At 59.4% G+C, this 21,629-nt stretch carries 19 protein-coding genes and 1 tRNA gene; 4 read left to right on the top strand and 16 right to left on the bottom strand.

Features of this window, described 5'->3' with window-relative positions; all coding sequences use genetic code 11:
- Nucleotides 1-54: 54 nt before the first annotated feature.
- From ACYZTZ_RS29050 to dibA, 6 genes are all read right to left on the bottom strand, one after another.
- Nucleotides 55-1,044, bottom strand: a complete 990-nt coding sequence (locus tag ACYZTZ_RS29050; protein ID WP_046047288.1) for a sulfate/molybdate ABC transporter ATP-binding protein — start codon at nucleotides 1,042-1,044, stop codon at nucleotides 55-57.
- Nucleotides 1,045-1,047: 3 nt separating this feature from the next.
- Nucleotides 1,048-1,920, bottom strand: a complete 873-nt coding sequence (gene cysW, locus ACYZTZ_RS29045) for a sulfate ABC transporter permease subunit CysW (RefSeq protein ID WP_046047287.1) — start codon at nucleotides 1,918-1,920, stop codon at nucleotides 1,048-1,050.
- Between the two features lie 12 nt (nucleotides 1,921-1,932).
- The gene (gene cysT, locus ACYZTZ_RS29040; protein WP_046047286.1) at nucleotides 1,933-2,751 is read right to left on the bottom strand and encodes a sulfate ABC transporter permease subunit CysT; all 819 of its coding nucleotides are present in this window, start codon (nucleotides 2,749-2,751) and stop codon (nucleotides 1,933-1,935) included.
- Nucleotides 2,752-2,821: 70 nt separating this feature from the next.
- Nucleotides 2,822-3,835, bottom strand: a complete 1,014-nt coding sequence (locus ACYZTZ_RS29035; RefSeq protein WP_046047285.1) for a sulfate ABC transporter substrate-binding protein — start codon at nucleotides 3,833-3,835, stop codon at nucleotides 2,822-2,824.
- A gap of 70 nt (nucleotides 3,836-3,905) precedes the next feature.
- The gene (gene oscA, locus ACYZTZ_RS29030) at nucleotides 3,906-4,088 is read right to left on the bottom strand and encodes a sulfur starvation response protein OscA (RefSeq protein WP_007945260.1); all 183 of its coding nucleotides are present in this window, start codon (nucleotides 4,086-4,088) and stop codon (nucleotides 3,906-3,908) included.
- Between the two features lie 128 nt (nucleotides 4,089-4,216).
- The gene (gene dibA, locus ACYZTZ_RS29025; RefSeq protein ID WP_462000415.1) at nucleotides 4,217-6,142 is read right to left on the bottom strand and encodes a phosphodiesterase DibA; all 1,926 of its coding nucleotides are present in this window, start codon (nucleotides 6,140-6,142) and stop codon (nucleotides 4,217-4,219) included.
- 147 nt (nucleotides 6,143-6,289) lie between these two features.
- Here dibA and desA point away from each other — a divergent pair, with 147 nt between their 5' ends.
- On the top strand, nucleotides 6,290-7,474 hold the full coding sequence (gene desA / locus ACYZTZ_RS29020) for a delta-9 fatty acid desaturase DesA (protein ID WP_462000414.1): 1,185 nt from the start codon (nucleotides 6,290-6,292) through the stop codon (nucleotides 7,472-7,474).
- A 151-nt stretch (nucleotides 7,475-7,625) separates the two neighbouring features.
- Nucleotides 7,626-8,615, top strand: a complete 990-nt coding sequence (locus tag ACYZTZ_RS29015) for a GGDEF domain-containing protein (protein WP_462000724.1) — start codon at nucleotides 7,626-7,628, stop codon at nucleotides 8,613-8,615.
- Between the two features lie 127 nt (nucleotides 8,616-8,742).
- On the opposite strand, the gene ACYZTZ_RS29010 is transcribed toward ACYZTZ_RS29015, so the two are convergent.
- The 3 genes from ACYZTZ_RS29010 to gabD all read right to left on the bottom strand — a co-directional run bounded on the left by ACYZTZ_RS29010 (nucleotide 8,743) and on the right by gabD (nucleotide 13,024).
- The gene (locus ACYZTZ_RS29010; protein WP_462000413.1) at nucleotides 8,743-9,957 is read right to left on the bottom strand and encodes an HDOD domain-containing protein; all 1,215 of its coding nucleotides are present in this window, start codon (nucleotides 9,955-9,957) and stop codon (nucleotides 8,743-8,745) included.
- 149 nt (nucleotides 9,958-10,106) lie between these two features.
- Nucleotides 10,107-11,384 (bottom strand): 4-aminobutyrate--2-oxoglutarate transaminase, encoded by a 1,278-nt coding sequence (gabT, locus tag ACYZTZ_RS29005; RefSeq protein ID WP_033058568.1) that lies wholly within the window; start codon nucleotides 11,382-11,384, stop codon nucleotides 10,107-10,109.
- Between the two features lie 197 nt (nucleotides 11,385-11,581).
- A complete protein-coding gene (gabD, locus tag ACYZTZ_RS29000; RefSeq protein WP_008148203.1) occupies nucleotides 11,582-13,024 on the bottom strand; it encodes an NADP-dependent succinate-semialdehyde dehydrogenase in 1,443 nt (480 codons plus the stop codon).
- 350 nt (nucleotides 13,025-13,374) lie between these two features.
- Here gabD and ACYZTZ_RS28995 point away from each other — a divergent pair.
- A tRNA-Arg gene (locus ACYZTZ_RS28995) sits at nucleotides 13,375-13,451 on the top strand.
- Between the two features lie 142 nt (nucleotides 13,452-13,593).
- Here the strand turns inward: ACYZTZ_RS28995 and ACYZTZ_RS28990 are convergent.
- The 5 genes from ACYZTZ_RS28990 to ACYZTZ_RS28970 form a co-directional block, all read right to left on the bottom strand.
- Nucleotides 13,594-13,863: a hypothetical protein gene (locus ACYZTZ_RS28990; RefSeq protein WP_236713357.1), complete on the bottom strand. Its 270-nt coding sequence runs from the start codon at nucleotides 13,861-13,863 to the stop codon at nucleotides 13,594-13,596.
- A 20-nt stretch (nucleotides 13,864-13,883) separates the two neighbouring features.
- The gene (locus tag ACYZTZ_RS28985) at nucleotides 13,884-14,513 is read right to left on the bottom strand and encodes a hypothetical protein (protein ID WP_462000412.1); all 630 of its coding nucleotides are present in this window, start codon (nucleotides 14,511-14,513) and stop codon (nucleotides 13,884-13,886) included.
- Nucleotides 14,510-15,076 (bottom strand): RNA polymerase sigma factor, encoded by a 567-nt coding sequence (locus ACYZTZ_RS28980; RefSeq protein WP_462000411.1) that lies wholly within the window; start codon nucleotides 15,074-15,076, stop codon nucleotides 14,510-14,512. Before ACYZTZ_RS28980 ends, ACYZTZ_RS28985 begins: the two co-directional genes overlap by 4 nt.
- A 1-nt stretch (nucleotide 15,077) precedes the next feature.
- On the bottom strand, nucleotides 15,078-16,787 hold the full coding sequence (locus ACYZTZ_RS28975) for a vWA domain-containing protein (protein WP_462000410.1): 1,710 nt from the start codon (nucleotides 16,785-16,787) through the stop codon (nucleotides 15,078-15,080).
- Between the two features lie 89 nt (nucleotides 16,788-16,876).
- Nucleotides 16,877-17,437, bottom strand: coding sequence for a YbhB/YbcL family Raf kinase inhibitor-like protein (locus ACYZTZ_RS28970; protein WP_462000409.1), 561 nt, complete (start codon nucleotides 17,435-17,437; stop codon nucleotides 16,877-16,879).
- Between the two features lie 139 nt (nucleotides 17,438-17,576).
- Between ACYZTZ_RS28970 and ACYZTZ_RS28965 the strand changes: the two genes are divergently transcribed.
- A complete protein-coding gene (locus tag ACYZTZ_RS28965; RefSeq protein ID WP_462000408.1) occupies nucleotides 17,577-19,106 on the top strand; it encodes an FAD-dependent oxidoreductase in 1,530 nt (509 codons plus the stop codon).
- Nucleotides 19,107-19,197: 91 nt separating this feature from the next.
- On the opposite strand, the gene ACYZTZ_RS28960 is transcribed toward ACYZTZ_RS28965, so the two are convergent.
- Both ACYZTZ_RS28960 and ACYZTZ_RS28955 read right to left on the bottom strand, forming a co-directional pair.
- The gene (locus ACYZTZ_RS28960) at nucleotides 19,198-20,703 is read right to left on the bottom strand and encodes a YdgA family protein (protein ID WP_462000407.1); all 1,506 of its coding nucleotides are present in this window, start codon (nucleotides 20,701-20,703) and stop codon (nucleotides 19,198-19,200) included.
- A gap of 281 nt (nucleotides 20,704-20,984) precedes the next feature.
- Nucleotides 20,985-21,623 (bottom strand): NADH:ubiquinone oxidoreductase subunit N, encoded by a 639-nt coding sequence (locus ACYZTZ_RS28955; protein ID WP_462000406.1) that lies wholly within the window; start codon nucleotides 21,621-21,623, stop codon nucleotides 20,985-20,987.
- Nucleotides 21,624-21,629: the final 6 nt, after the last annotated feature.

Genomic DNA, 21,629 nt, shown 5'->3' with positions numbered 1-21,629 from the left:
GGGGAATTGTGAACGACACAAATCACTGTGGGAGCGAGCTTGCTCGCGATGCTTTTAGATGTTGGCGAGTTTCTGCCAGACCTTCGGCTTGAAGAACAGCGTCTCGCCCTTCGCCAACCCGATCAGGCTGTCGTGATCTTTCACCACTTCAGCTTCGATCAATTCGCTCTGGCCTTCGACCTTCAGCGTCACCCGTGTCGTCGCGCCCAACGGACGAATATCCCGCACCTCGGCCGCGTGGTGATCCTCCAGCTCATGACGCGACAGCGACACTTCGTGAGGACGGAACAGCACATGGTTGTCTTCACCCAGATGCAACCGGTTCGAGTCACCCAGGAAGTGATAAACGAAATCGCTGGCCGGGTTCTCGTAGACGTCGCCCGGTGAGCCGATCTGCTCGATCACGCCCTTGTTCATCACCACGATGCGGTCGGCGACTTCCATCGCTTCTTCCTGGTCGTGAGTCACGAACACCGAGGTCAGGTTGATGTCTTCGTGCAGCCGCGCCAACCAGCGACGCAGTTCTTTACGGACCTTGGCGTCGAGGGCGCCGAAGGGTTCGTCGAGCAGCAGGACTTTCGGTTCAACCGCCAAGGCACGAGCCAAGGCAATACGTTGACGCTGACCGCCGGAGAGTTGTTCCGGGTAGCGATCCGACAGCCAATCCAGTTGCACCATGTTCAGCAACTCGTGGACTTTCACCGCGATCTGGCTTTCGCTCGGGCGCTGGTTTTTCGGCTTCATGCGCAGGCCGAATGCGACGTTGTCGAACACGGTCATGTGGCGGAACAGCGCGTAGTGCTGGAACACGAAACCGACGTTGCGATCACGCACATCATGGCCGGAGACGTCTTCACCGTGGAACACGATGTTGCCCTTATCCGGGGTTTCCAGACCGGCGATGATCCGCAGCAGGGTGGTCTTGCCGCAGCCAGACGGGCCGAGCAGCGCCACGAGTTCGCCGCTTTGAATGTCCAGGCTGATGTTGTCCAGCGCCTTGAACGCGTGAAAATTCTTGCTGACGTTACGCACTTCGATCGACATGACTTATTCCTCCGCGGCGCTGGCGCGCAGGCGGTTAATACGGTTTTCGCTCCACTGCTTGAGCAGCAGGATGAAGAGCGCCAGGATCAGCAACAGGCTCGCCACGGCGAACGCGGCCACGTGGTTGTATTCGTTGTAGAGGATCTCGACGTGCAGCGGCAGGGTGTTGGTTACCCCGCGAATGTGCCCGGAAACCACCGACACCGCACCGAACTCACCCATGGCCCGCGCCGTACACAGCACCACGCCGTAGATCAGGCCCCATTTGATGTTGGGAACGGTGACGTGCCAGAACATCTGCCAGCCATTGGCCCCGAGCAGGCGCGCGGCCTCTTCTTCCTGTGTGCCTTGTTCCTGCATCAACGGGATCAGCTCGCGCGCCACAAACGGCACGGTGACGAAGATCGTCGCCAGCACGATGCCCGGCAAGGCGAAGACGATCTGGATGTCATGGTCCTGCAACCACGGACCAAACAGGCCCTGAGCACCGAACATCAGCACGTAGACCAGACCGGCGATTACCGGCGAAACCGAGAACGGCAAGTCGATCAACGTGACCAACATACTCTTGCCGCGGAACGAGTATTTACTCACGCACCACGCGGCGCTGACGCCGAACACCAGGTTCAGCGGCACTGAAATCAGCACGGCGATCACCGTGAGTTTCAGGGCCGACAAAGCGTCGGGTTCGAAGATCGCGGTGAAGAACGCGCCGAGGCCATTTTTCAGCCCCTGGGACACTACGATGAACAGTGGCAGCAACAGAAACAGCGCAAAGACCAACCAGCCAAGGCTGATCAGGATTCGCCGCGAAGTGGCACTGCCACGGCGGGCGGCGTTGGCCGAGGAAGCGGCGCTAATAGACGATTGGGACATTTTCGCGCCTCCTTATGGGGTTTCGATGCGCCGCTGCAGCAAGTTGATCAGCAGCAACAGGACGAAGGAAACCACCAGCATCAGTACACCAATGGACGTGGCGCCGGTGTAATCGTATTGGTCGAGTTTGACCATGATCAGCAGCGGCAGGATCTCGGTTTTCATCGGCATGTTGCCGGCTATGAAAATCACCGAACCGTACTCGCCGACCCCGCGGGCAAAGGCCAACGCGAAACCGGTCAGCCACGCCGGCAACAACGCAGGCACCAGAATGTAGCGGAAAACCTGTAGCGGTTTCGCACCCAGGCACGCCGCCGCTTCTTCCACTTCACGCGGGATATCAGCCAATACCGGCTGTACGGTACGTACTACGAATGGAAGTGTCACAAAAGTGAGGGCAAGGGTGATGCCGAGGGGGGTATACGCGATCTTGAAACCCAGGTCCGCTGCAAACTGACCCACCAAACCGGTGGGGGTGTACAACGCAGTCAGTGCGATACCGGCCACCGCAGTGGGCAGCGCGAAGGGCAAGTCGATCATCGCGTCGATGACTTTGCGTCCCGGGAAGGTATAGCGCACCAGCACCCAGGCCAGCAGCGTGCCGATGATGCCGTTGATGATCGCGGCATAGAGCGCGGTGCCGAAGCTGAGCTTCAACGCCGCCAGCACCCGTGGCGCCGAGATAATCGCCCAGAACTGGTCCCAGGTGAGTTGAGCGGCATGCACGAACATCGCCGCCAGTGGAATGAGCACAATCAGGCTGAGGTACACCAAGGTGTAGCCCAGCGTCAGCCCGAAGCCGGGTATGACGGGGGAGATACGACGCGACATAAAAGTCCTTGGTTGAGAACGCGCAAAGCCCCGAACGTAAATCCGGGGCTCGTTTATGGCTTATTTCAGGTTATTGCGCCTGATAAATCTGGTCGAACACGCCACCGTCGTTGAAGAATTTCGGTTGAGCGGTTTTCCAGCCGCCGAAGTCCTTGTCGATGGTCACCAGGTCCAGTGTCGGGAACTGTTTGGCGTACTTGGCGGCAACATCCTTGTCACGTGGACGATAGAAGTTCTTTGCCGCGATTTCCTGGCCGGCCGGGCTGTACAGGTGCTTGAGGTACGCGTCGGCGATCTCGGTGTTGCCCTTTTTCTCGGCGTTCTTGTCGACCACGGCTACCGGCGGTTCGGCGAGGATCGACAGCGAAGGCACGACAATGTCGAACTTGTCAGCGCCGCCGTCTTCTTTCAGGGCCAGGAAGGCTTCGTTTTCCCAGGCCAGCAACACGTCGCCCTGACCGTTGTTGACGAAGGTAATGGTCGAACCGCGAGCACCGGTGTCCAGCACAGGAACGTGTTTGAACAGGGTTTGCACGTATTCCTTGGCTTTCGCTTCGTTGCCGCCGTTGGCTTTCAGGCCATAGGCCCACGCCGCGAGGAAGTTCCAGCGAGCGCCGCCGGAGGTTTTCGGGTTCGGGGTGATGACTTCCACGCCGTTTTTGGTCAGGTCGCCCCAGTCCTTGATGCCTTTAGGGTTGCCCTTGCGCACCAGGAACACGATGGTCGAGGTGTAAGGCGTGCTCGCTTCCGGCAAACGCTTCTGCCAATCCGCCGGCAGGGTCTTGCCGAGTTTGGCGATTTCGTCGATGTCACCGGCCAGGGCCAAGGTCACCACGTCGGCACGCAGACCGTCGATCACCGCCCGGCCCTGCTTGCCTGAACCACCGTGGGACTGCTGGATTTTCACGCTGTCGCCGGCGTGGTCTTTCTGCCAGAACTTGACGAATTCGGCGTTGTAGTCCTGATACAGCTCGCGAGTCGGGTCGTACGACACGTTGAGCAGTTCGTAATCCTTGGCAACCGCGGAACCAGCAAAAAGGGCACTGGCCAGGGCGGCCAAAGCGAAATGACGAATCGACGACATGGTGAAAGCTCCTGGAATTCTGATTGTGTTGGCTTTTTCTTATGGTGTGCTGGTATCGGGTTGCCGGTTTTTAACTCGGTTTGTTGCTTGGATTCTGCAACCGGAATTTCTCTTTGCGTTCGATCTGGACCACCTGGGCGTTGTGCACGGTAATTTCCACTGCGCCAAAACGCAGATCGCGCAAGGCGCTCTGGATCTCACGCAAAATGGTTGCTTCGTCCTGGCCGTCAACGCTACGTAGGGATGCGCTCATGGTGCTGCTCCTTCAACTAGAGGTTGCCTGGCAGTGGCGAGACTGCTTGCGGCGTGAGACCAATAGTAGATAAGCGCGGATATTCTTAAAAAGACTATTTAAGAATTTTAATATAACCAAAAGACTGATCAGTGCTGGAGAATCTGTGGAGTCCGGTTCCAATCCAGCTGCCCGGCCGGCACCGGTCGTCCAAACCAGTAGCCCTGCCCCAGATCACAGCCGTGTTCGAGCAGGAAACCCGCCTGCTCGACCTGCTCGATCCCCTCGGCATGAACCTGCATCCCCATGCTCTGGGCCAGCGCAATGATCACCCGCACAATCGCCGCGTCATCCTCATCCCACGGCAACCCCGCAACGAAGCCCTGATCGATCTTGAGTTTCTGTACCGGCATCCGCTTGAGGCGCAGCAACGACGAATAGCCTGTACCGAAGTCATCGATGGCCAGTCGCACGCCCAACTCGCGCAATCGGTGCATCTGCTCCAGCGCGACTTCCGGGTCATCCATCACAGCGCTCTCGGTAACTTCCAGCTCCAGACAGGCAGGATCCAGCCCAGTTTCATGCAGCACCTTCGCCACCTGCCCAAACAGCTCACGGCGGGCGAACAGTCGAGAAGAAACATTCACCGCGACAAACGACAACACCACCCCGGCCTGCTGCCACAGGCACATCTGCTCACACGCCTGGCGCATCACCCAGGCATCAATTTCGGCGATCAGACCGGTGCGCTCGGCAATGGGAATGAATTCTGCCGGCGACACCAACCCTCGCTGTGGATGCTCCCAGCGCACCAATGCCTCGACACCGATCAGGCGACTGGTCTTGAGGTCGTGTACCGGCTGGTAATAAACCCGCAACTCCTGCTGCTCCAGCGCACGGCGCAATTCGAATGCAGTCTCGACCCGCTGCTGGGCATGGGCGGTCAATTCTTCGGTATAGAGGGCGTAGCCGTTGCGGCCGGCCCCCTTGGCCTTGAACAGCGCCGAGTCGGAGTTGCGCAACAACTGCTCGGCGCTCAAGGCGTCGCCGGGGAACAGGCTGATGCCGACGCTGATATTGACGAACAACTGATGCCCGTCGATCTGGAACGGCTCTTTGAGGCCATCGATGATCCGCTGAGCCAGCGCCGCCGCGTGCACCATTTGCGGACAGCTTTCAGCCAGCACGGCGAACTCGTCACCGCCAAGGCGCGCCAGGGTGATTCCCGGGCCGACCATCGCTTTCAAACGCTCGGCAACGCCCTTGAGCAACTGGTCCCCAATGCTATGCCCGAGGCTGTCGTTGATCATCTTGAAGTGATCAAGATCGATCATCAGTAACGCGCAGCCGCGCTTGTGGATCTGCGCCGAAGCCAGGGCCTGTTCGGTGCGGTCGGTGAACAACAAGCGGTTGGGCAGATCGGTCAGCGGATCGTAGTGAGCCAGGTGCGTCAGCTCATGTTCGGAGTTCTTGATTGCGCTAATGTCGGAAAACACTGCCACGTAATGGCTGCGCCGCCCCCTCTCGTCGTCAATGACGCGGATAGTCTGCCATTGCGGGTAGATCTCGCCGCTTTTGCGGCGGTTCCAGATTTCACCGCTCCACTCGCCGGTACTGTTGAGTGCCGCGAACATCGCCTGGTAGAACGCCGGCGGGTGATGACCGGACTTGAACAGACTGGGGCGCTGGCCGAGCACCTCCTCGCTCTGATAGCCGGTAATTGCCATGAAGGCCCGGTTTACATGGACGATCAACCCTTTGTTGTCGGTGACCAGCACCCCTTCACGCGTGCAATCGAACACCGCGGCCGCCTGACGCAAACGCTCGCGCTCTTCAGTGCGCTCACGCAATTTTGCGCCGATCCCCAGGCAACGGAACAATCGCGCCCGGGCGAGAAAAATCAAACCGGCACTGAACACCACCCAGGCATAACCGTTGATCAGTTGCCATCGCATTAGCTCAGCGGAGCTATCGAAGAAACTGTTCAATAAATAGCCGCTGAACAGCAGCCAACCTACAGAAACCAGAAGGTAAAGCAGCGCTGCACGCAAAGCATCGCGATAGGTGGCAGACATTCGGCTGTCCATGTCCCTTCAAAAAGGATGGAATTATAGTTTAAAGAAACATCCAGCCACTCTTATCTGAAAGGGCGACTGGTTTTATCTGTGGGCTTAGTGATAATGCAACGGCTGTTATTTTCTTTATCGAGGGCCCAATAGCCTATGTGGTACGAAGGTTTTCTCGGCTTGTCGCCCTGGTCACTGGTGGCAGTCACCCTGCTGATGACCCACGTGACGATCATCGGCGTCACGGTCTATCTGCACCGTTATTCAGCCCATCGCTCGCTCGAGCTGAATGCAGGCCTGAAACATTTCTTCCGCTTCTGGCTGTGGCTGACCACGGCACAGAACACCCGTGAGTGGACCGCTATCCACCGCAAGCACCACGCCAAATGCGAAACCGTCGATGATCCGCACAGCCCGGTCATCAAGGGCTTGTCCACGGTTCTGCGCAAAGGCGCCGAGCTGTACCGTGCCGAGGCGGAAAACCCCGAGACCCTGCGCATCTACGGCAAGAACTGCCCCGAAGACTGGATCGAACGCAACCTGTACAGCCGTTTTCCGCTGCTGGGCGTGGCGATCATGGGCGTCATCGACCTGCTGTTGTTCGGCACCATCGGCATCACCATCTGGGCGATCCAGATGATGTGGATCCCGGTCTGGGCCGCCGGCGTGGTCAATGGCCTGGGCCATGCCATCGGCTACCGCAACTTCGAATGCCGCGATGCGGCGACCAATCTGGTGCCCTGGGGCATCCTGATCGGCGGCGAAGAACTGCATAACAACCATCACACCTACCCTAATTCGGCAAAACTGTCGGTGAAGAAGTGGGAATTCGATCTCGGGTGGGCCTGGATCCAGGTCTTCAGCTTCCTGCGTCTGGCCAAGGTTCAGCGGGTCGCGCCCATCGCCCATCGGGTCGAAGGCAAAGGCAACCTGGACATGGACACCGCCATGGCGATCCTCAACAACCGCTTCCAGATCATGGCCCAGTACCGCAAATTGGTGATCGCGCCGCTGGTCAAACAAGAGCTGGAAAAGGTCGATCACTCGGTCCGTCACCAGTTCCACCGCGCCAAGCGCCTGCTCTCGCGGGAAACCAGCCTGCTGGATGACAAACACCACATTCGCATCCAGACCATGCTCGAGCACAGTCAGGCGCTGAAGGTAATTTACGAGAAACGCCTGGCCTTGCAGCAGATCTGGGTCAAGACCAGCTCAAATGGTCACGACATGCTGGCCGCCATCAAGGATTGGGTACACGAAGCGGAAGTCAGCGGAATTCAATCCCTGCGCGACTTCGCCGATCAGTTGAAAACTTACTCCCTGCGCCCCGCCGCTGTCTGACGCCGTTGATCGGTGCGCCCCGTTCGTGGGCGCACCCTTCGGAACTAAGCTCCAAATCCCCTATCTCAAAGACACTTCGCCATCCAGGCGGGCTCTGGTATTGGCCGCTTTCGAACCTCGAGCGGCACACGCCCTTTGAGATTTTGTGTCGATGGTCAATAAAAGCCTGCAAGACTCATCCCTCCCGCAGTGGCCCGAGGCCGCGCAAACCCTGCTGGCGCTAATGCATGCACAAGGCGAAGTGGCGCGCCTGAGCGAACGCGAACAACTGTTCAGCGCTCTGCTGGTGAGCGTCAACGCGGTGCTTTGGGCCTTCGACTGGGAATCCCGTCGGGTGCTCTATGTCAGCCCTGCGTATGAACGGATTTTCGGCCGCTCCGCAGGCTTGTTGCTGTCCGACTACAACCAATGGCGCGACAGCATTTACCCCGACGATCTGGACTATGCCGAACGCAGCCTGGCCGAAGTACTGGTCAAAGGCGCCGATGAAGACCGCGAATACCGAATCATTGCCGCCGACGGCCAGGTCCGCTGGCTCAGTGACAAGTGCTTCATCAACCGTCAGGCCGAGCCGGGGCAACCGGTGATCATCGTCGGCATTGCCGAAGACATTACTGACAAGAAGCAGATGGAAACCGAGCTGCAACGCTTGGCCACCACCGACGTGCTGACCCAGAGCAGCAACCGCCGACACTTCTTCGACTGCGCCCACCGTGAATTCGAACAGGCACGGCACCAAGGCACGCCGCTGGCCTTCCTGCTGCTGGACATCGATGACTTCAAAGTAATCAACGATTCCTACGGCCACCAGGAAGGCGACAACGTGCTGCAACGACTCGCCGAGAGCGGTCGCGCGACGTTGCGTAGAGGTGATGTGTTCGGGCGAGTTGGCGGTGAGGAATTCGCAGCGGTGTTTCCCGGCTGTGCGCCAGACATGGCCATGCAAGTGGCCGAGCGCCTGCAACGGGAGATTCAGCGCTTAAGTTTCAGCCATGGCGAACAGACGTTCGGCATCACCGTCAGCCAGGGCCTGACCAGCCTCACCGCCGAGGACGAAAGCATCGACAGCCTGTTTGCCCGCGCGGATGCGGCGATGTACCAAGCCAAACACCAGGGCAAGAACCGGATTGTCGTGGGCTGACAGGTCAACACCCAATCCCCCTGTGGGAGCGAGCCTGCTCGCGATGAGGGACTGACATTCAGCATTGATATTGGCCGATAGACCTCTATCGCGAGCAGGCTCGCTCCCACAGGGTTTGGTGGTGCGTTTACTTCTTGCGCAGGCGCATCAATTCCGGCAACCCGATTTTGAGCAACCGCGCCGTCCGGCTCTTTGCCAGGTCCTCAATGCCCTCATGCTCGGTCAGTCGCGCCAGTTGCGCAGCCATGTTCATCACCAGCGCTTCGCGGGAGTAAACCCCGCCACCGAACTGGTAGACCGCCGCAATCAGCTCTCGCAGCTCCAGCGGCAGGCGCCAACGGGTGCGAAGCGCCGAACCATAAGCCGCGCCGAATTCGGCCAGCGCCTCGCCGACCTCCTCCCATTCATCCAGCTCACCACCGGCCTGCTTCCATTCCTGCAAACACCGCAACAGCGCAAGGTCGCCGAGGCGATGCAGCATGCCGGCGCAATAACAGCGCTCCTGATCCAGATCCAGCAAGCGCGCCAGCGTCCGGCCATACTCGGCGGTGCGCAGCGACAGCTCCCAATAGCGCTCGGCATAGTCGGCCAGAAACGGATCGCTGAGGCGGGCACTGCGCTTGAGGGCCAGCCCCAGAATCAGGTTCATGCTTTGCCCGGTGCCGAGGCGGTGCAGCGCCTGGGACAGGGTTTGTACGGCGGCCCCCAGGTGATGGGCGGCGCTGTTGGCGGCGGCGATCAGCACGGCAGTGATTTGCGGATCGGTACGGATCTCGTCATGCAGCAGTGTCAGGTCGAGGCCATTGGGATTGAGGCTGCGTTTGACCGCCAGCTGCACGTCAGTCATCAGCGGCGCACCGTCGGCAAACTCACGACGACGCTCCAGGTAAACCGCCAACGTCATGCCTGGCGACAGCGAAGGCGTTTCGCAAGACAGCTCTTCACCGGCGTTCAGCAGCAACTCCTGCAGGCGGTGGGTCAGGCTTTCCATGTTCAGGGGTTTGGTCAGGTACGCCGCAGGCGCCAGGGGCAAGACTTCGCGCACACTGGCGCCGTCGTTGCGGCTGCTCATCAGAATAAACGGCAGGGGGGGATTACGTTTGCGTTGGCGAACATTGCGCAAGACATTCAAACCATCGATGCCGGGGAGCTCCCAGTCGACGATCACCAGGTCGTAAGGATTTTCCGCCAACAGGTGCAGCGCTTCCTGACCATCGGCACACAGATCCAGCCGTGCGTCGCAGCGCACATTCAACAACACCTGCTTGAGCAGGTCGCGGGACCAGGGGTCGGCCTCGGCAATCAGCACACGCGGCGCAGCGGGTAACACCACAGCAGTCATTTACACACTCCAAAGTAGTGCTTGCACCTTAGTCAATGCTGGCCATTCGATACAGCGCATTTGTCATCGATGGGTTCCAGGGACACAAAAAAACCCGCCGAAGCGGGTTTTTTTGTCGATCAGTTCACAAATCGATCAGAGCCTGGAGATCACAGCTCGGAGAAGCACTCTTCGATGATCGCCAGACCTTTGTCCAGTTGCTCGTCCGGCGAAGTCAGCGGTACCAGGACGCGCAGAACGTTGCCGTAAGTGCCGCAGGACAGCAGGATCAGACCCTTGTCGCGAGCCTTGGCCACAACGGCGGCTACCGCTGGAGCGTTCGGCTTGTGGCTGTCGCCATCAACGAACAGCTCGACCGCGATCATCGCGCCCAGGGCACGGACTTCGCCGATTACCGGGTACTTGGCCTGGATGGCTTTCAAGCCAGTGACCAGACGCTCGCCGACAGCTTTGCAGCGGTCCAGCAGGTGCTCTTCTTCGAACACTTCCATCACGGCCAGGGCCGCGGCGCAAGCGATCGGGCTACCCGCGTAAGTGCCGCCCAGGCCGCCTGGAGCAATGGCGTCCATGTATTCGGCCTTGCCGCAAACACCGGCCAACGGGAAGCCGCCAGCGATGGATTTGGCGAAGGTGGTCAGGTCGGCAGCAACGCCCATCTGTTCCATGGCGAAGAAAGTGCCGGTACGACCAGCGCCAGTTTGTACTTCGTCAGCGATCAGCAGGATGCCGTGCTGGTCGCACAGTGCGCGCAGACGCTTCATGAACTCTTTAGGCGCGACGTAGAAACCACCTTCGCCCTGAACCGGCTCGATGATGATCGCGGCGATGTCACGCGGCTCGGCGTCGTTCTTGAAGATGCGTTCGATGCTGGCGATCGAATCGTCGATGCTCACACCGTGCAGTTCGTTCGGGTACAGCGCGCGGAAGATGCCGCCTGGCATCAGGCCCATGCCGGCCGAGTAAGGCACGACCTTACCGGTCAGGCCCAGGGTCATCATGGTGCGGCCGTGGTAAGCGCCGGTGAAGGCGATCACGCCGGCACGGCCAGTGGCGGCACGGGCGATCTTGATGGAGTTTTCCACGGCTTCGGAGCCGGTGGTCACCAGCAGGGTTTTCTTGGCGAAATCACCCGGCACCTTGGCGTTGATTTTTTCGCACACTTCTACGTACGGTTCGTAAGCCAGTACCTGGAAGCACGTGTGGGTCAGCTTGTTCAGCTGCTCGGTCACGGCGGCGATGATTTTCGGGTGCACGTGGCCGGTGTTCAGCACGGCGATACCGCCGGCGAAGTCGATGAACTCGCGACCTTCAACGTCGGTCACGGTGGCGTTCTTCGCGGACTCGGCGAAGATCGGGTGAATCTGGCCAACACCGCGTGGTACAGCGGCTTCGCGGCGTTTCATCAGGGATGCGTTAGTCTTGCTCATAAAGTCCTCATTCACCGCTCATCGGGCGGCGTGGTTCAAGGAAAATGCGGCGGGGAGGCAACTACGGCAGCATGCGATGATCGACTGCCACAGCTTTCCCGGCCACAGAGAAAATTCCGTTTGTTGCACGCAAAGGGACAGCGCTCTCGTGCCCTTTGCGTTTGAAGCAATGCCTTGCCGGGCTTATCCCTTCGAGCTTAGATGCCCAGGCAGAGGTATTTGATTTCCAGGTAATCTTCGATGCCGTACTTGGAGCCTTCACGGCCCAGGCCCGACGCCTTGATGCCGCCGAACGGCGCGACTTCGTTGGAGATCAACCCGGTGTTGACGCCGACCATGCCGTATTCCAGGGCTTCAGCCACACGGAACACACGACCCAGGTCGCGAGCATAGAAGTACGAAGCCAGACCGAACTCGGTGTCGTTGGACATCGCGATCACTTCGGCTTCGTCTTTGAAGCGGAACAGCGGAGCCAATGGACCGAAGGTTTCTTCCTTGGCCACGGCAGCGTTCTTCGGCACGTTGGTCAGGATGGTCGGCTCGAAGAAGTTGCCTTCCATGACCTTGCCACCGGCCAGGACGGTTGCACCTTTGCTGATTGCGTCAGCAATGTGCTCTTGAACCTTGGCCACGGCTTTTTCGTCGATCAGCGGGCCAGTGGTGGTGCCTTCTTCCAGACCGTTACCGATCTTGAGTTTGGCCACGGCCACTTTCAGCTTCTCGGCGAACGCGTCGTAGACCGAATCCTGAATGTACAGACGGTTGGCGCAGACGCAGGTCTGGCCGTTGTTGCGGTACTTGGAAATGATCGCGCCTTCGACGGCCTTATCCAGGTCCGCGTCGTCGAACACGATGAACGGCGCGTTGCCGCCCAATTCCAGGGACACTTTCTTGATGTCCTTGGCGCATTCAGCCATCAGCTGGCGACCGATTTCGGTCGAGCCAGTGAAGGACAATTTGCGCACGATCGGGTTGCTGGTCAGCTCGCTGCCGATGTCGCCGGCACTGCCGGACACCACGCTGAACACACCGGCAGGAATGCCGGCACGCTGGGCCAGTTCAGCCAAAGCGAATGCGGAAAACGGAGTTTGCGAAGCAGGCTTGAGCACCATGGTGCAACCGGCGGCCAAGGCCGGACCGGCTTTACGGGTGATCATCGCGGCCGGGAAGTTCCACGGAGTGATTGCAGCGGTCACACCGATTGGCTGCTTGATCACGATCAGGCGCTTGTCTGGCTGGTGGCCCGGAATCACGTCACCGTAGACGCGCTTGGCTTCTTCAGCGAACCACTCGATAAAGGAAGCGGCGTAAACGATTTCGCCCTTGGCTTCGGCCAATGGCTTGCCTTGTTCGAGGGTCATCAGGCGAGCCAGGTCGTCCTGGTTCTCGATGATCAGTTCGAACCAGCGACGCAGCTTGTTCGCACGGTCCTTGGCGGTCAGTGCACGCCAGGCCGGCAGCGCTTTGTCAGCGGCTTCGATTGCACGGCGGGTTTCGGCAGCGCCCATTTTCGGCACGGTGCCCAGAATTTCGCCCGTTGCCGGGTTGTTGACCTTGATCGTCTGACCATTGTCCGCATCAACCCAAGCGCCATCGATGAAGGCTTGCTGGCGGAACAACTGGGTGTCTTTAAGCTGCATGTCGGCTTTCCTTAACAGCACCGCGACAAGCGCGGAGCGAATTATGATTGTAGAAAGGCGCCTTATAGGCTGCCGTCAGGGAAATCATTCACCGGGCTGAAGCACATAAATAGCGCACTGATTGAAACTCGTGCGGTTCAGCACCCAGACAAGAGCGTTTGAAATCTCAAACGAATCCTAGGATCAAAGGGGGTAAAGGACAATAGCCTGTTCGAAAAAAAGAACGAAAACGCCGCATTTGCCTAATTTTTCTGATCAACGTAGCAACCGCAGGTTACGCTTTGGAAAAACGCAGGCGATTCAGCAGCATGGACGCCCGCAGTGCATATGAGTATCATGGCGCCCGCATTGCACCAGTAGCTCAGCTGGATAGAGTACTGCCCTCCGAAGGCAGTGGTCGTGGGTTCGAATCCCGCCTGGTGCACCATACGTAGAAACGAAAAAGCCTCAGACCGCAGGGTCTGGGGCTTTTTTGTCGGTGTCGTTACAGCCTCAGGACGGGCGCTGGATGCAGTTGTTCGGTTTAACCGAACAACTGAGTCTGAAAAAAAACCGCCGAAGCGGTTTTTTCATTCAGTCGTCCAATCAAACTCGTCGTAATCATCATCGTCTTCTTCATCCTCGATCAACTCATCATCAAGAACGTCTTCCTCAAACGCTTCCTCTGCCTGCTTCGCCAGCAGAAACTCCTTACGACTCTCAGTAACAGCCCGCCGTAATTCCTGACCCTTCACCGGGCAGTTGAGCATTTGGGCGATGCGGTCGATTTTTTTCGCCATGGCTACCTCCAACGCATCGGCTATAGGCCGATAGTGCGCGCTTTCGGGTGTCGATGCCAAATTGGCGACCGTTATGTCCTTCAGTTTTTCTGCAATGCCTTGAGTCGGGCCGTGAGGTTTTCGTCAGGGAAACGCTTGTGCAATGTCTTCAACAGCGCATCGGCGGCTTGCGTCTTACCCGCCTTTTGCAGGCGCACTACTTCATGCAATTGCTCATCCAGCGTTTTCGTCGGCGCTGCTGCACGCTTGCTGAGCTTGGCTTCATCGGCCATTTCGGCATTGATCGATTCGCTCTGCGCGGGGGCGGAAAAATCGGCCATTGGCGCCGCAGGCGCGGGGGCGGACATTGCGCCGGCCGGGGCAGCCAGCGAGCGAGCAACCGAAGGTGATACCTCTGCGGCTTCTTTTTTGGCGACCGGTGCAGACGTTTTGGATGCAGGAGCGAAGTCGTAACTCGGCAGCGGCTCCTCCGTGCGTTGCACCAGTGCAAGCATCAGGGCTACACCGACGAGGCTGGCAAATGCGACTTGCCAACGGGGTTTCTGGCAGGCCTGGACCCAGCGTTTCCACAGACCTGGCTTCTGCACAGGGGCTTCACGGTGTGCGGCAGCCAGGAGGAACGCGTCGAGATGGGCCGGGGGTTCGCCGGTCGCGTGTTCACGATAGTGCTTCAACACTTCGTCTTCTGGCGTAGGACGGGCGTCAGTCATGTCAGTACCTCCTCGGCCAGCAGCCGACGCAGTTTTTGCTGGGCGTAGCGCAAGCGGCTTTTGACGGTTTCCAGCGGTGTTTCGGTGAGGGTGGCGATCTGCGACAGGTCGAGATCGCCATGGGCGCGCAGCAGGAACACTTCGCGCTGGTCCGCGGGCAGGTTTTGCAGGGCCGCTTCGAGGCGCTGGTTGTCGCGGCTCAGGCTCAGCAGTTGTTCGGGATCGGCTGCATCATCGCTCAGCGCGTGGATCTGTTCGTCATAGCTGTCGTGCAAGGGGTTGTGGATTCCGTGTTTGCGCCAGTGATCGATCAGGCGATTGCGGGCAATCTGGTAAAGCCAGGTACGAAAGTTCGCCCTGCCTTGTGGCTGACTGGTGCTGCGGATCAGGCTCAGCCAGGTGTCCTGATAAACCTCTTCGGCCAGCTCGGACTTGCCGCTCAGGCCGAGCAGGAATCGGTAGAGCCCTTGGCGGTGACGGGCGTACAGAATCTCGAACGCCGGCCCGTCGCCTGCGCGATAACGGGCCAGCAGCGATTCGTCGCTCGATTCAGGCGCTGACATTTCAGTTGTAGCCTCCTTTTAGCGGCTCACTGTTGGATGCGGTGGTGGTTCGCAGACTTTGCGCCAACTCCACCAATTGCACGAACTCTGCCCGCAGACCAAATCGATCCTCGCCCCGCGCACCGCGAGCCAAAGCCTCGGTGTCCTTCAGGCTGAAATCGCCGGTATAACGCCCGTCTTTGAGCTGCTGGGAAAACGCCGCGACGGCCGCCGCAAATCGCAGGTCTTCACTGGCTGGCGCAGCACTGTCAGTGATCGGCCGCTCGATCAAGCGACTGTTCCCACCTTCGGGTAACTGATATCGCACGCGCAGCATGGCCATTTCCCCAGATTTCCCGGAAGCAACTGCCCCGGAGTTGCCATACCGCAGCGGCTCCAGCCAACCCTTCTCGCCCTTCGGCACAATTTCGTACAACGCCGTCACCGTATGCCCTGCGCCGATTTCACCGGCATCGACCTTGTCGTTGTTGAAGTCTTCACGTTTCAACGCACGATTCTCATACCCCAACAGCCGATATTCACTGACTTGTACCGGGTTGAACTCCACTTGCAGCTTCACGTTTTTCGCCACGACCGCGAGGGTCGAACCGAGCTGATCCACCAGCACCTTGCGCGCCTCGCGCAGGTTGTCGATGTAGGCATAGTTGCCGTCGCCAGCATCGGCCAACTGTTCCATCAGGTGTTCATTGTAGTTATCCACACCAAAACCCAATGTAGTCAGGGAAACGCCGGTCTTGCGTTTATCCACAGCCATTTGCTTGAGGCTGTCGAAGTCGCTGATGCCGACGTTGAAGTCACCGTCGGTGGCCAGCAGGATGCGGTTGATGCCCTTGGGAATAAACGCCTGCTGCGCCATCTGATAGGCCAGTTCGATGCCTGACGCCCCGGCGGTGGAGCCGCCAGCGGTCAGTTGATCAATGGCGGTACGAATCTTCGCTTTGTCGCGTCCGGAGGTCGGCTCCAGCACCACACGCGAATCACCGGCATAGACGACCAAGGAAACCCGGTCCTGCTCGCGCAATTGATCGACCAGCAATTTCAGGGTGCTTTTGACCAGCGGCAACCCCTCGCGTCGGTCCATCGAGCCGGACACGTCCACCAAAAACACCAGGTTCGCCGGGGCCAGCTCCGCGACCGCGCGGTCCGAGGCCTTGATGCCGATGCGCAGCAATCGGGTATGCGGGTTCCACGGCGACGGCGCCAGCTCGGTGGTTACGCCGAAGGGTGAGCCATCGGTGGGCAATGCGTAATCGTAGGGGAAGTAATTGACCATTTCCTCCAGTCGCACCGCACCTTCCGGTGGCAGACGCCCCTGATTGAGCAAGCGGCGGACGTTGGCGTAAGCACCGGTGTCGACGTCGGCGCTGAAGGTCGAGACGGGCGCTTCGGCCACGCTGTGAATCGGGTTATCCGCCAGCGCTTGATACTGCTCCCGCTGCTCATCCCGATATCCCTGCGGATAAGCTTCGCCCGCGGGCATCGGCGCATAGCTCGCAGTCGGTGCAGGGTGAACGCTGCGCTTGGCCATCGAAGTGTCTGCCATGACAGCCTCGTTGCGCACCAGTACTTCAGCCGGCAGCGCACCTTGAACCGGTGGCGCAACCGAGGCGGAATCAGGCTTGGATGAAACGCCGCAACCGGCAATCGCCAGCAGCAACCCGGCGGCGAAACCCTGGGCGGCCGGGCGGAGGAAATGCAGAGGGAGGGACATGGGGGCTGACCTCAGGAGGAAATTGATCCATTCATCCTCTGAGACGGACAGCCCGACAGGTTCGGGTTAAACCGCAGTGAAAAGAATCTTCAGCGGTGATAACGCCGCACTACGCTGCTGTTTCTCAGCACATGGTCTTTGATCTTTTCCAGTAGCTGTGCGCGGGTAAGGCCAGCAGGCAAGGCGTCCGGTGCCAGGTCCAGGGCATAAATCTGGATGATGTAGTGGTGCGCGCTATCGCCGACCGGAGGGCAAGGGCCGACATAAGTCGTGGTGCCTTTGACGTTCGTGCCTCCGACGCCTTCGAGGCCAGATTTGGTGCCGACACCGGCCGGGATCTGGTGGGTGGTCGGTTTGATGCCGTAATGCACCCAGTGATCGACGCCCTGGCCTTTCGCACCATCGGGGTCATGCATAACGATGGCGTAACTGAGGGTACCCGCCGGACCGGCGTTCCAGTTCAAGGCCGGTGACTGGTTGTGCCCACCACAATTGGGCGCATCGCTGGCGGCGACCGAGGTAAACAGTCGATCGTCGGTGACACCTGGGATGTTCAGGGTGAAACGCTCCTGGGCCTGCGCCGGAAATTGCACGCAAAGGGCGACTGCAACGGCCGCCAGCCAAGGGTTCAGAGAGGTCAATCGGGTCATACCGGAGCACCTTGTGCGGGTGGGGCCGTCGTCGGCGTGCAAACTATAGCCGGACCGTTCATTCCGTGGCAGTGGGAATTGGCTGAACCTCCATATAAGCGCCAAACTCTTAAGTGAAACGCTTGCCTGGAGAGTGATCATGGCACTGCACCGTGTCGCCCGTTTCGCCGATGTGTCCGAAAACCGGGGCCTTGAGGTTCAGATCGCAGACACAAAAATTGTCCTGCTGCGGGTGGGCGATCAACTACGCGCCTTTCAGGGCGAATGCCCCCATGCCGGAGCGCCGCTGGCCGACGGCGCTCTGTGCCACGGACGTTTGATCTGCCCGTGGCACAAGGCTGCGTATCGGATCGAGGACGGTGCGCTGTGCGAACCGCCGGCCCTGGACAGCCTCAAGCGCTATCCGCTGGAAGTGCGCGATGGCGAGGTCTGGGTCGACGATCAGCCGATGTCCGACGCTCACACCCCTCCGGCGGATGACGAGCGAACCTTTGTGATCATCGGTGCCGGTGCAGCAGGCACGGCGTGCGCGGCGGCGTTGCGCGAAAAGGGCTTCGGTGGCCGGGTGCTGTTGATCGACCGTGAAACCGACGCCGGTTACGACCGCACGGTATTAAGCAAATTCGTGATTGCCGGGGAGATGCCGCCGGAAGAAGTCCCGCCGCTGCGTGATGAAAATTTTTACCGCGAACAGCGCATTGAGCGAATAAACACTGAAGTGACGAGCCTGGACGCCGCGAACAAGACGTTGCGCCTGGCTGATGGTCAATCGCTGAGCTACGACGCTGCCCTGCTCGCCACCGGCGGCACACCCAATCCGCTGACGCTGCCTGGCGCCGACCTGCCGCAGGTGTTCGTGCTGCGTTCGAAGGATCAGGCACAGCGGATTCTGGGCTCGGCAAAACCAGGCCAACGAGCGGTGATCATCGGCGACAGCTTTATTGCCATGGAATCCGCGTCCTCTCTGCGTCAATACGGCCTGGACGTCACCGTGCTGGCCCGTCACGCCGTGCCTTTTGCCAAACAGTTTGGCGATGCCGTCGGCAAATCGATTCGTGCCCTGCACGAGGCCAACGGCGTGGTGTTTCATACGGATGGCAACGCAACGCACATCGAAGGAAGCGCCAAGGTCGAAGCGGTGCGCCTGGACAACGGTCAACGTTTACCGGCGGATCTGGTGTTGGTCGGCATTGGCGTCAGCCCGGCAACTGGCGCATTTACCGGCCTTCCCCTGGAAAAGGACCAGTCGCTGAAGGTCGATGGCGGGATGCGCGTGACCGATGGGCTTTGGGCCGCCGGCGATATCGCGACCTTCCCGCTCAACGGCCAGCCCCAACGGATCGAACATTGGCGCCTGGCGCAGCAACAGGCACGGATCGCGGCGATGAACATGCTCGGCGGTGACGAGCATTACCTCGACGTCCCCTATTTCTGGACCTGGCACTTCGGTAAAAACTACGACTACCTTGGACACGCCGCGACCTGGGATGAGGTCGAGTTCAAAGGCGACCCTGACCATCCACCCTTTATCGGCCTGTTCGGCAAGGATGGATTGGTGGTCGCCGCGGTGGCATGCGATGAAGAACGTGCGATAGCGCTGCTCGCCGAACGGATGAAACAGCCGTTGCCGGTGGATGAAGCGTGGCGGCTGATTCGGGATCTGAATTAACAACTGCTCTCCCCCGCTTCAAACGCCAGACAGCAAAACGCCCGGCGTCTGCATTGCGCAGAGGCCGGGCGTCGGTGTGTAAACCCTGGTTTTACTCGACGGCGACATTACCGCCGAGTTTGCTCATGACAAACCCGACAAACTCTTCGACGGTCATCTTCTGGCCGTTGAATTCCACCTGATTATTGGCGTAATGCAGTTTGGCGACGATGTTGTTGTCTTCCAGTTTTGCCAACTGCGTACCGACTGCCATGCTGCCAAACATGTCGGCGGTGGCGGTGGCCTGATCGGCGATGAGCTTGGCGTCGGTCTGACCGTCGATTTGCGACTGCACGCTCAGCAGGTCAACGAGCATTGGCTTGGACACTTTCACGTTGACGTCCAGCAGCGCGATCAGTTGTTGGGTCAACTGGTCTGGTGGCAGGTCCATGGATTGTGGTTTGGTCAGGTCAAGTACCAGGTTGGCGCGGCTTTCGCCATTGGCAGTGTTGAACGACAGATTCTCCAGGGCGACCTGCGGGCCGGCGGCCAGCAGTTTCTCCAGGCCGGTTTTGACCTGCGCCTCTTCGGCCGGGGTCAGGACCAGCTCTGGCGCCGGTTGACCCGCAGCCACGGCCTCAGCGGCGGCCCTCTCGTACGGTTGCAGTTTGGTCTGGTAAATCTGCATCAGCGACATTGTTGCCGGGATGTCGAGGTTCTTCAGGCTCATGGCCATCTGCGCAGAGCCGACCGTCTTGCCGTTCAGGCTCACCTCACCCACCTTGTAATCGGCACGCCCCGAAGCGCTGGTGCCGGATTCCTCGGTCTGGTTCTTCATTTCAAATTTCTTGAAACCCAAGACCGACTGCTTGGCGCCGAAGGTGGTCTTGCTGTCGGTCAGCTCGACGGTGTTCTCGCCGGTGTAGTAGCCGTAAGTACTTTTTGTCAGGTTGCTGGCCAGGGTCAGGCCGTTCAGTTCGACCTTCACCGGCGTCTGGTCTTCAGCGACCGTGCTCAGGGTCAGGCTGTCCATGTAACCGTCGGCCTTGACCTTCTGCGCTTGAGCGCTGGCGGCAACATCGAGGTTCAGCCCGGAGAATTTCAGGTTCGACTTGTCGTCCAGCGCCACGTCCAGCGGCAGCAATTGCAGGGTGCCGTTGGTGGCATTGTCGTAACCGATGTTGACCACGCCCGTGAGTGGCGATTTGTCCTTGGCAGCGACGAACCATTTTTCGGTGGTCGGGGTTCTTTCCAGTTCGTAGTGACTGGTGGCCAGGACCGGCAGCCACTTCAGCGACACCAGGCGCGAAAACGGCAGCGGACCGTGCTCGACGCGATCGACGAACAGCAGTTCGACCGGGGCCTCGCCGAACATCTCACCTTCGCCCTTGAGGCGGTAGTGCGCGGTGCTGCTGAACACATGGCGCTCCAGCGAGACCAGTTCCAGCGACGCCGTGCCGTTGGAACCGACCAGCGCGGCTTGCAGCTCTTTGTTGGCATCGGCGATCGAGGTGTTCAGCACGCCTTCGAGTTTGGTGCCGGTGTACCAGGCACCGCCGGCGCTGATTGCACCGATGGCAACGACGATTCCAAGAAGCACGCCTGCTGATTTATTCATGAATGACCCGATCAATGTCCGTTGTTTGAAGTGTGGTCGTCTTCCCTGAACCCATGACGGGTTGCGGTCACGACTGCGTTAAAAGTGCGATGGAGATTAGCATCAGGCGCACCGGGCGACCCAATGATTAAAGGTTAAAGAGTGTCTATGGACCGTGCGCAGGGGTTGAGAGTTTCGGCGGATATGAAATCGCCATCGCGAGCAAGCTCGCTCCCACAGAAATTGCGCTAAACCTGTGGGAGCGAGCTTGCTCGCGATGGCGTCAGTCCTGCAAACACAGATCAGGAATACTGAACCTCGATCTCATCAAGCTGATGATCAAAGCTCTTGAGCCGTGCGGTCCATGTATAGACCAGCACTTCGAAGTCGCGATTGATCACCGCCGTGCCACTTGGGGATTCCGAGCGCGGGTCGCAGAAGTCCAGTTGATAACGTTCGCGGGCCATGGCGGCGGCGACATCGGAGAGTTCACGAGCGTTACTGAGCCAGTGCCAGCCGTCCTCGGACACTTGCTTGTCCAGCGCCTGGCATTGTTTTTTCAGGGTTTCGAGGCTTTTTTCCAGCGGTGTGCCGGTGAGTTCGCCCATGACTTCCTGGAACGTACGCCCCGGTTGCCAGTAACTGCCCCAGAAATACCGATCGAACACCGTTTCGACACGGCGCAGCGCGACCTTGGTGTCCCAGATCAGCACCAGGGTCTTGCCTTGTTCGAGTTGCCTTTTTTTGATGCGCGCGCCCTGGACTGAAGCCCAGGCCACCACCACGATTGCCATCACGGCAATCAGTGCCGTGGCGCTGTCGAGGAACACCAGTGCCTTGTCGATCTGGTGGGCCAGCATGATGCCGTAGAAATAAGTGGCCGATAGCAACACCAATGCCGCAATAGCGCACCAGAAGCCGGGAGCATAAGGGTTTTTCATTATTGG

It is taken from the genome of Pseudomonas sp. LB3P58, from assembly GCF_054897895.1.
Note: the sequence above shows the minus strand (reverse complement) of the source record. Positions and strands in the feature narration are given on the sequence as shown.